Genomic DNA, 6,437 nt, shown 5'->3' with positions numbered 1-6,437 from the left:
GAAATAGCGACTTCTGGCGATTCGCCATGCTCTATTTTTCCACCAGGCAACTCCCAAAATCCACCCATAAATTGATGAGATTGACGCTTGGCAATAAGTATTTGTTGATCTTTGTTGTGCAAAACGCCAACAACGGCCTTGATTGTCTTCATTTGTTAAGCTAATGGTAAAATAGCGCTTATTTTAATTTGTAAGTCCTTTGAACATAGACCAAAAAATTCAATTACTAAAGCCTCACGCAAAATTGTTATCGGGCAATTTAATGGGTATTGAAAAAGAAGGTTTGCGCGTTTCTAGAAAAGGCGGGCTATCACAAGCGCCACACCCTAGCGCTCTGGGCTGTGCTTTGACGCACCCGAATATCACTACCGATTTTTCCGAGTCTTTACTTGAATTGGTAACACCGCCACTGCCTACGGCACAATCTGTGCTTAATTTTTTAAAAGATACCCAACATTATTTATATTGCCGTTTGCCAAAGGATCAGAGTTTTTGGCCAGCGAGTATGCCGTGTGTTATTCGCGGAAAGACCTATATTCCTATTGCTCAGTATGGTTCGAGTAATCGCGGCAAGATGAAAACGGTTTATCGTCAAGGCTTGGCAAATCGTTACGGTAGTGTGATGCAGGTGATTGCTGGCATTCATTTTAATTATTCGTTTGCTGATAAATTTATTCAGAAATATTGTGAATTGTCAGAAAAAGATCAGAATAAAGATGAAGCCTACATGGCCATGACTCGAAATGTGGTGCGTTACGGCTGGATTGTGCCTTACTTGTTTGGCGCATCTCCCGCTGTTTGTAAATCATTTTTAAAGGGGTATCACCAGCACTCTTTGGTTGAATTTAATGACTCAACTTTATATGAGCCTTACGCAACCTCCTTGCGCATGGGTGATATTGGTTATCAGAATTTGCGCGAAGATGAGGCTGGTGTTAAAGCTAACTATAACTCTCTAAGCCATTATGTGCACTCTCTTAAACTGGGAATGACAACGCCGTGTAGCGACTATGAAAAATTTGAAGTTAAGGTCAATTCAGAGTATCAGCAGCTTAATGCAAACACCTTGCAAATTGAAAATGAGTATTACGCCTCGGTTAGGCCTAAGCCTTTACTAGAGCCTGGGAGAAAGCCACTTGACAGTTTGAGTGATAAGGGAATTGCCTATATTGAACTTAGGTCACTAGACATTAATCCTGCATTATCGATGGGTATTGATGAACAACAAATCCATTTCTTGGAGGTGTTTTTGTTGTTTTGCTTATTAAAAGACTCTCCAGCCATCTCCACCAGGGAGCAGTTTGAAATTGATAATAACGATCAGTTAGTGGCACATGAAGGCCGCAGGCCAGATTTGCTTCTTAAACATCAGACCAAGGAGATTTCAATTGCCAAGCTTGGCGCCCAGATTTCTGCAGATTTAGCATCGTGTGCTACGCTATTTGGTGCATCATATGTGCAGGAAGTGGGCGCTATCGTCAAGCGTTTTGATGATCCGGAGTTAACCCCCTCTGCTCAAGTATTAAGCAAAATGAAAGAACAAGGTCAAGGATTTTTTGACCATATTAATACCTACGCTAAACAATACCGCCAAGATTTTTTATCTAATGAAGTTAATCAAATGCACTTTGACTATTTAGATGAACAGGCGCGGGCATCCTGCAAACAGCAGCGTGAGATCGAAGATTCTGATACCATGAGCTTTGATCAATATCTAGCACAATACTTTAACCAGGTCTAAATATGAGTAGTAACGAATCAACCATTTGTGCGTTAGCCAGTAGTATGGGCAAAGGTGGTATCGGCGTGGTACGCGTTTCTGGCCCGTTGAGCCAGGCTATTGCTCAAAAAATGTTGGGCTTTGTGCCTAAGCCTCGTTATGCTCATTATGGCTCTTTTTTTGATCGCAACCATGTGGAAATTGACCAAGGAATTGCTCTGTTTTTTCCGGGGCCAAATTCTTTCACTGGTGAAGATGTGCTTGAGTTTCAAGGCCATGGCGGACTCAGTGTCATGCGTTCTTTGATAGAGTCTGCCATCGCTTTGGGGGCTAGTCCGGCTGAGCCGGGCGAATTTTCTAAGCGTGCTTTTTTAAACGGAAAGATGGACTTGGTACAAGCGGAGGCGGTGGCTGATATTATTGAGGCAAATTCGGAGCAAGCTTCTCGATCTGCACTTAGGTCTTTATCGGGTGTGTTTTCAAAGCAGGTAAATACATTGACACGTGCTATTATTGAATTGCGTATTTTTGTGGAAGCGACGATTGATTTTTCAGATGAAGAGATTGATTTTTTACAATCCGAACAAGTGAAAGAAAGAGCTCAACATATCCAAGACGAAGTTCAAGAAATCTTACACTCTGCCACCCAGGGCGCTATTTTGCGTGAAGGGCTTAATGTGGCTATTGCCGGCAAACCCAATGCGGGAAAATCGTCATTACTCAATGCACTAACTCAACGTTCCAGCGCTATTGTGACCGATATTGCTGGCACAACAAGAGATGTGTTGCGTGAAACCATACATATAGACGGCATGCCGCTTAATATTATTGATACTGCGGGATTGCATGAAAGCCAAGATGTGGTTGAGAAGGAAGGCATTAAAAGAGCAATAGATGTAATCGCTCAAGCTGACGTTGTACTAATGATGTACGACGCCCAAGATCAATCACCTGATTTTTCTTTATTGCCTGAAAAGCTTGATCTAAAAAAGCTCTTAGTTATTAAAAATAAAATAGATCTCACGAATGAGCGTCCCGGAAGGTGTATTGAGCAGGGTAAAACCCAGTTATCTATTTGCGCCAAAGAAATACAAGGTGTTGACTTATTAAGACAAGAATTGGCAGATATGGCCGGACTTGATAGTGGCGCAGAAGGGGTGGTGTTGGCGCGTAAGCGTCATATTATTGCCCTTGAAGAATCTTTAGAGGCTATTAATAATGCCTTGTTACAACTCGAAGGTGGCGCTATTGAGTTAATGGCAGAAGATCTTCGCCATGCTGGACAAGCCATGGGCAGTATTACTGGTGAGTTCTCTTCGGATGATTTATTGGGCGAAATATTTTCTTCTTTTTGTATTGGTAAATAATGAAAATTCAGTATAAATTTTATCTTTATTTTGTGGTGACTGTACTACTCTCCCCAGTGTTGTTCACTGAAATTTCACTGGTTTATAGTGCAGGGCATATTATTGACATACTTTTAGTTAGCTTGATTTTGCTTGTTTATTTTGGTCTGTACTTATCTATTCGTAAAGACTTTCTACTGCCTTATGCTAATTTACAAGATTGGGTATTAGGCTTTAAATCTAACCAAAGTATGCGCCTAGATGAGGCGCACGACACAACATTCCAGCCAGTAGCGACCGCTATTAACCATCTAATTGACGAGAACCAGCATCTTTATGATGATATGGAAAGCATCCTTAAGAAGCAAATTCAGCGTCTTAGTCATAAGTCCGCCTCCTTGGAGACACTTTATAACGTCTCATCAAAACTCAATCAATTGCATTCAACAGATGAGTTGTTTGAGTATTTTTTAGGTATGTTTGCGAGTATGACAGGCGCTAGTTCAGGCGCCGCTAGAAGTCTGGCAGAAGATGGCGAGCTGTATTTAGTTGCCCAGCGTGGCGTGATTGATCCAGAAGGACAACAGGCTCAAATATTAAATAGTGATTGTTTTTGTGGTGAGGTGGCAATGGCCAAGCAAGCGGGCGTGCAGTTTAGTGTACACACCTGTGGTAAGTGTGTTGGCAATAAGTCTAGAGAAATTGCTGATGTTGGCACTATCTTTATTCCACTGCGCCATCACGGCAAAACACTGGGCATATTTAATTTGTTTTTTGATAGTGAGCCTTCGCTGTCTTTTGATGAAAGAGCATTATTAGAATCTATTGCTGAAAATATTGCCATTGCTTTAGACAAATCCACTTTAAATGAACAAACTAAACGCATGGAGCTTTCGCAAGAGCGCCTATTCCTATCGCAAGAGATTCATGACTCCCTGGCGCAAACAATTTACAGTCTTAAATTGCAAGTGAGTGTACTGGGTAATTCATTAAAACAAGCTAAGCAATTGGATGCGTATCATCAAGTTGAAGCTTTGCAGACGAATATTACCCAAGCAAATCAAGAGTTGCGAGAGTTGATGTGTAATTTTCGAGTGCCTTTGGATCCCAAAGGTATCGAAGTCTCGTTGGAGAACCTGGTTAATCGTTTTAAATCAGAAGAGGGTATCGCTACTTTCTTGCAAGTTAAGGGCAAAATAAGAGTTGAGCCTGAAGTTGAGATGCAGATTATGCGCATTACTCAAGAGGCCTTGTCTAATATCCGCAAACACGCAGGGGCACGCAATGTTAGAATCCTGCTAACAGCTGAGCCATATTGTCAATTACTGATTGAGGATGATGGCATCGGATTTGTAAAAGATCAAGGCGCTAGTGAAATAATGGGGAATAATATCGGCATGAATATTATGAAAGAACGCGCACAAAGGGTTGGCGCTCAGATAGAAGTTGAGTCTGAAGTTGATGAAGGCACCCGTATTACTGTTAATTTTTCTAAGTAAAGAACTATGAATATATATATTATTGATGATCACGCACTGTTTAGAAATGGGTTGATCGCACTACTGGAGTCAAAAGAGATCTCTGCCAGTGCAGCCTCGTCTCCCGCACAAGGTCTAGAAGAAATTGAATCACTAGCGGTGGATATCATCTTGTTGGATTTGCGTATGCCACAGATGTCTGGTATCGAGGTTTTGAAAATCTTAAAAGAGCGTCAAATTCCAGCACCAGTGGTTATGCTAACGACCAGTACAGAAGAAACTGATTTGCGAGATTGTTTGAAGTATGGTGCACAGGGTTACTTGTTGAAAGACATGGATCCTGATGAACTAGTCGATGCACTTAACGAAATAGCCAAGGGCTCAATTGTTGTTGCTCAAGACATGACACATGTTTTGGCTAAGGTGTTACGTAATGAGCTAACCGAAAGCGAGCCCTCGTTTGAAGTGTTGACAAACCGTGAAAAAGAAGTGGCTTGCCAAGTATCAATAGGATCGAGCAATAAGGTTATTGCGAGAGAGTTAGGCATTTCAGACGGCACCGTAAAATTACACGTTAAATCGATTTTAAAGAAATTATCATTATCCTCACGAGTTGAAGTGGCAGTCATGGTGACTGAAAAAGGTTATTGCAAATAAGAGGGGGTATTATGGATCAGTATCAGCAATTAGTTGAAGCAGCACTACAAACAGTTGACGAAGTCTTTCCCTGGGACCTGGAAGAAGAGATCGAAACCACAAGCTCACTCATTCTATTAGACATAAGAGAGGCGCATGAATTTGAGATGATGCATATTAAAAATTCATTACACGTGCCAAGAGGTGTACTTGAAGGTGCCTGTGTCTGGAATTATGACGATACCGTGCCAGAGTTGGCTAAAGCACGCAATCAAAACATCATTGTTATCTGTCGATCGGGCAATAGAAGTGCACTTGCAGCGCAGACGATGCAATTGATGGGCTTTGAAAATGTGCGATCACTAAAGATGGGGATTAAAGGATGGAACGACAATGATATTGAAATGGTTGACGCTAATCAACAAATTGTAGACATTGACAAAGCCGACAAATGGCTTAACATGGCGGTTTCAGCGGACAAACTACAGCCCTAAAAAATAAACTTGATAAAGCGCTTGACCTAGAGAAAAATCTTAGTATAATTCTGCGCTTTCACTGCACGAAAACAGTAATTAGTTTTTAGCAAAGAAAGTTGAAAATAAGTGTTGACATTAACAATTAACGCTATATAATTTCCATCTTTCACTGCAACAAAACAGTAAAAAGTTTTTAGCAAAGAAAGTTGAAAATAAGGGTTGACATTAAAAATCAACTCTGTATAATTTCCATCTTTCACTGCGAAACAATTACATTTTAGCAGTAGCTCTTTAAAAATATATCAAACAACTTGTGTGGGCACTCGTACATTAAATTGTGCAAGTGCACATAAAAAACTAAAGCAAATAAGCTTTTTAAAAAATTGAACGCAAAGCGCATTTATTTATAAATGTTGCCAATGTTCTGAATAGTTAGAATTGAACTGAAGAGTTTGATCCTGGCTCAGATTGAACGCTGGCGGTATGCTTAACACATGCAAGTCGAACGGAAACGATGTTAGCTTGCTAACAGGCGTCGAGTGGCGGACGGGTGAGTAACGCGTAGGAATCTGCCTGATAGTGGGGGATAGCCCGGAGAAATCCGGATTAATACCGCATAATCTACACGTAGTAAAGGAGGCCTCTATTTATAAGCTTTCGCTATCAGATGAGCCTGCGTAAGATTAGCTTGTTGGTGAGGTAAAAGCTCACCAAGGCGACGATCTTTAGCTGGTCTGAGAGGATGATCAGCCACACTGGGACTGAGACACGGCCCAGACTC

General features: G+C 41.2%; 6 protein-coding genes and 1 rRNA gene. 6 read left to right on the top strand and 1 reads right to left on the bottom strand.

The features are described 5' to 3' along the window. Positions 1-152, bottom strand: a 152-nt coding sequence (locus tag ABNR88_RS06830) for an NUDIX domain-containing protein (protein WP_348670220.1), incomplete at its 3' end; no start/stop codon positions are given. Positions 153-199: 47 nt separating this feature from the next. On the opposite strand from ABNR88_RS06830, the gene gshA reads away from it, so the two are divergent. The 6 genes from gshA to ABNR88_RS06800 form a co-directional block, all read left to right on the top strand. Then, positions 200-1,741, top strand: coding sequence for a glutamate--cysteine ligase (gene gshA, locus ABNR88_RS06825; RefSeq protein WP_291929204.1), 1,542 nt, complete (start codon positions 200-202; stop codon positions 1,739-1,741). 2 nt (positions 1,742-1,743) lie between these two features. Beyond that, positions 1,744-3,087 (top strand): tRNA uridine-5-carboxymethylaminomethyl(34) synthesis GTPase MnmE, encoded by a 1,344-nt coding sequence (gene mnmE / locus ABNR88_RS06820; RefSeq protein ID WP_291929201.1) that lies wholly within the window; start codon positions 1,744-1,746, stop codon positions 3,085-3,087. Beyond that, entirely contained in the window at positions 3,087-4,565 is a 1,479-nt protein-coding gene (locus tag ABNR88_RS06815; protein ID WP_291929198.1) for an ATP-binding protein, read from the top strand. The genes mnmE and ABNR88_RS06815 overlap by 1 nt, the downstream gene beginning before the upstream one ends. Before the next feature lie 6 nt (positions 4,566-4,571). Then, entirely contained in the window at positions 4,572-5,201 is a 630-nt protein-coding gene (locus ABNR88_RS06810; protein WP_291929195.1) for a response regulator, read from the top strand. Between the two features lie 11 nt (positions 5,202-5,212). Next, positions 5,213-5,674, top strand: a complete 462-nt coding sequence (locus ABNR88_RS06805) for a rhodanese-like domain-containing protein (protein WP_291929192.1) — start codon at positions 5,213-5,215, stop codon at positions 5,672-5,674. Between the two features lie 422 nt (positions 5,675-6,096). Further along, positions 6,097-6,437 (top strand): 16S ribosomal RNA (locus ABNR88_RS06800); the annotation flags it as partial.

Origin of the sequence: uncultured Candidatus Thioglobus sp., assembly GCF_963981275.1 — a bacterium.
GTDB lineage: Bacteria > Pseudomonadota > Gammaproteobacteria > PS1 > Pseudothioglobaceae > Thioglobus_A.
Note: the sequence above shows the minus strand (reverse complement) of the source record. Positions and strands in the feature narration are given on the sequence as shown.

Excerpts from the sequence above, each read along its gene's own strand:
- ABNR88_RS06810 (WP_291929195.1), top strand. The coding sequence starts at position 4,572 with ATGAATATATATATTATTGATGATCACGCACTGTTTAGAAATGGGTTG.
- ABNR88_RS06805 (WP_291929192.1), top strand. The coding sequence starts at position 5,213 with ATGGATCAGTATCAGCAATTAGTTGAAGCAGCACTACAAACAGTTGAC.
- mnmE (WP_291929201.1), top strand. The coding sequence starts at position 1,744 with ATGAGTAGTAACGAATCAACCATTTGTGCGTTAGCCAGTAGTATGGGC.
- ABNR88_RS06815 (WP_291929198.1), top strand. The coding sequence starts at position 3,087 with ATGAAAATTCAGTATAAATTTTATCTTTATTTTGTGGTGACTGTACTA.